Annotated in this window: 3 protein-coding genes and 1 pseudogene; 3 read left to right on the forward strand and 1 reads right to left on the reverse strand. The window is 73.7% G+C overall.

Annotated features, from left to right (window positions below; translation table 11 throughout):
- Window positions 1–224: helix-turn-helix domain-containing protein (locus E1291_RS40780; RefSeq protein WP_165495542.1), on the reverse strand; the 224-nt coding region annotated here is incomplete at its 3' end.
- A gap of 222 nt (window positions 225–446) precedes the next feature.
- On the opposite strand from E1291_RS40780, the gene E1291_RS40785 reads away from it, so the two are divergent.
- From E1291_RS40785 to E1291_RS40795, 3 genes and pseudogenes are all read left to right on the forward strand, one after another.
- Complete coding sequence (locus tag E1291_RS40785) at window positions 447–1,394, forward strand: ABC transporter ATP-binding protein (protein WP_131743382.1); 948 nt, start codon at window positions 447–449, stop codon at window positions 1,392–1,394.
- On the forward strand, window positions 1,391–2,239 hold the full coding sequence (locus E1291_RS40790; protein ID WP_131743383.1) for an ABC transporter permease: 849 nt from the start codon (window positions 1,391–1,393) through the stop codon (window positions 2,237–2,239). Before E1291_RS40785 ends, E1291_RS40790 begins: the two co-directional genes overlap by 4 nt.
- 231 nt (window positions 2,240–2,470) lie before the next feature.
- A pseudogene (locus E1291_RS40795) lies at window positions 2,471–2,751 on the forward strand (hypothetical protein); the annotation flags it as partial.

Genomic DNA, 2,751 nt, shown 5'->3' on the forward strand with positions numbered 1-2,751 from the left:
GGGGACGCGGGCGCGGCCGGAGCGCGCCGCCGGGCCCGCCGCTCGGCCGCCCGCTGCGCGCGGTCGGACCGGTAGGCTCCCGGGCCGCCGTTGCGGGCCACCTCCCGGCTGACCGTCGAGGTGGGCCTGCCCAGTCCCCGGGCGATCTCGGTGTAGCCGAGCCCCGCGGCCAGGCCCGCCGCGATGGCCCGCCGCTCCCGGCGGTCCAGTCTTTCCCCCGGCATTCGCGCCTCCTTCACCGGCACCGGGCCCAGTATGCGTTCACCGTTATCTCATTGCAAAGCGGCTCACGATGCCATTGCATTAGCCCACTGGGCCATTGCAATCTTTCGCCTGGCTGACCTGCGATGATGTGAGGCTAGAACAGTTCTTCGCGTTGACCCGCCGTGTCGCGAAAACGTAGCCTTCAGGCCAGTTGAAATGGCGATACATTGTCGGAAGATGTGATGACGGCGAACGACGGGATCGTGCTCGAAGCGGACGGCCTGCGCATGCGCTACGGCCGGAGCGACGCATTGCGCGGCGTGACCTTCCACGCGCGCCACGGTGAGGTCCTGGCGCTGCTGGGGCCGAACGGGGCGGGCAAGACGACCACGATCGAGATCCTGGAGGGCTTCCGGATCCGGTCCGGGGGACGGGCCTCGGTCCTCGGGACGGATCCGGCGCACGGCGACGAGCGCTGGCGGGCGCGCGTGGGGGTGGTGCTCCAGTCCTGGCGGGACCACGGCAAATGGCGGGTGCGGGAACTGCTCGTCCACCTCGGCTCCTACTACGCCCCCTATTCCACCGCCGCGAACCGGCGGCCCTGGGACGCCGACGAGCTGATCGAGGCGGTCGGGCTGACCGCGCACGCGGGCCGCAAGATCCGGACGCTGTCGGGCGGGCAGCGGCGGCGGCTGGACGTGGCGATCGGCATCGTGGGCCGTCCCGAGGTGCTGTTCCTGGACGAGCCCACCACGGGCTTCGACCCGCGCGCCCGGCGCGAGTTCCACGACCTGGTGCGGCACCTCGCCGCCGACCGGGCGACCACGGTCCTGCTGACCACGCACGACCTGGACGAGGCGGAGAAGCTCGCCGGCCGCATCGTGATCCTGGCCGGGGGCCGGGTCGTCGCCGACGGCACCGCGCGGGAACTGGCGCGCGGCATCACGGGCGAGGACGAGGTGCGCTGGGTGCGGGACGGGCGGCGGTTCACCGCCTCCACCCCCGATTCGACCGCGTTCGCCCGCGACCTCTTCGCCCGGCACGGCGAGGCGATCACCGAGCTGGAGGTCCGCCGGGCCTCGCTGGAGGACACCTACCTCGCGCTGGTGCGCCGGGAGGAGAGCGCGCACGGGGCGGCGCACGAATACGCCGGACGGACCTCCGGTGAACCCGCGGGAGGCGCCCGATGAGACCGTCCGCCGTCGCCCTGCGGACGGGCTGGAACCGGGGCCGGATCGAGCTGCGCCAGTCGTTCACCAACGGCGCCGAGCTGTTCTCCCACCTGCTGTGGCCGGTGCTGATGGTGGCCGTCCTGTACTTCATGGGCGACAGGGCGTTCCGGTCGAGCGGGCTCCAGCTCGGCGCACTGGCCCTGCCGGGCATCCTCGGGATGAACGCCGCCATGGGCATGATCGGGATGAGCCAGCAGCTCGCCGCCGACCGCGAGGACGGGACGCTGCTGCGCGCGAAGGCCACCCCGAACGGCATGGTCGGCTACCTCACCGGCAAGGTCGTCTCGGTGGCCGGCGGGCTGGCGGCCGACCTGCTGATCTTCCTCGTGCCCGCGCTGCTGGTCATCGGCGGCCTGCCCGCCGGCGGTCCCGGCGACTGGGCGACCCTGGCGTGGGTGTTGCCGCTCGGCCTGGCGGCCACGCTGCCCGCCGGCGCGATCCTCGGCTCGCTGCTGCCCGGCGCGCGCGGCCAGGGCCTCCTCCAGCTCGTGAGCCTGGGCGTGATCGCGCTCTCCGGCGTGTTCTACCCGGTCACCGCCCTGCCGGAGTGGTCGCGCTGGATCGCGCAGGCGTCCCCGGTCTACTGGCTCGGCCTCGGCACCCGGGCGGCGCTGCTGCCCGACGCCGCGGCCGGGGTCGAGATCGGCGGCTCGTGGCGGCCCGCCCAGACCGCGTGCGCGCTGGCGGTGTGGGCCGTCGCCGGGCTGGTGGCGGCGCCCCCGGTCCTGCGCCGCATGGCGCGCCGGGAGTCGGGATCGAAGGTGGCCGAGCGGCGCGCGAAGGCGCTGCGGCGGGCCGCCTGAGAACCGGGCGCCCGAGGACCGGGCCGCTCCCCTGGACGGCTGGTCCCCCGAGGGCTCGGACGGTACAGTCGTCGCAGGAGCGAAAGGAGGGTGAGGTTCATGGCCGTCATTGCGTCGGCTGCTGCATGCAGCGTTCAGCCTGTCCTTACCTTCCGGGCCGCCGGCTGATCCGTCACGCCCTCTGATGCGGCGTTCGTGCCGGGGCCCCTTTCACACAAGGGTTCCAAACCAGTGTCTTTCGCATCCGCGGGGTCGTCCGTTCTCACCGCCTATGGCTGGGACGCGACCCTGGAGAACGAGTTCACCTCTCATCGCGACGCCGGGCTGAGGCCCGCGCGCATCATCGCGGTCGACCGCGGCCTGTGCGACGTCGTCACCGAGGACGGTCCGCTGCGCGCCGGGACGGGCCCGGTCGCCTCGGCCGACCCCGCCGCGGCGCCCTGCACGGGCGACTGGGCCGCGGTGCGGCCCGGTGACCGGCCCGGTGACCGGCCCGGTGACCGGCCCGTGCT

Origin of the sequence: Actinomadura roseirufa, from assembly GCF_900659635.1 — a bacterium.
Classification (GTDB): Bacteria; Actinomycetota; Actinomycetes; order Streptosporangiales; family Streptosporangiaceae; genus Spirillospora; species Spirillospora roseirufa.

Bases quoted from the DNA above. Each gene is read 5' to 3' on its own strand.
- E1291_RS40785 (WP_131743382.1), top strand. From the start codon at position 447: ATGACGGCGAACGACGGGATCGTGCTCGAAGCGGACGGCCTGCGCATG.
- E1291_RS40790 (WP_131743383.1), top strand. From the start codon at position 1,391: ATGAGACCGTCCGCCGTCGCCCTGCGGACGGGCTGGAACCGGGGCCGG.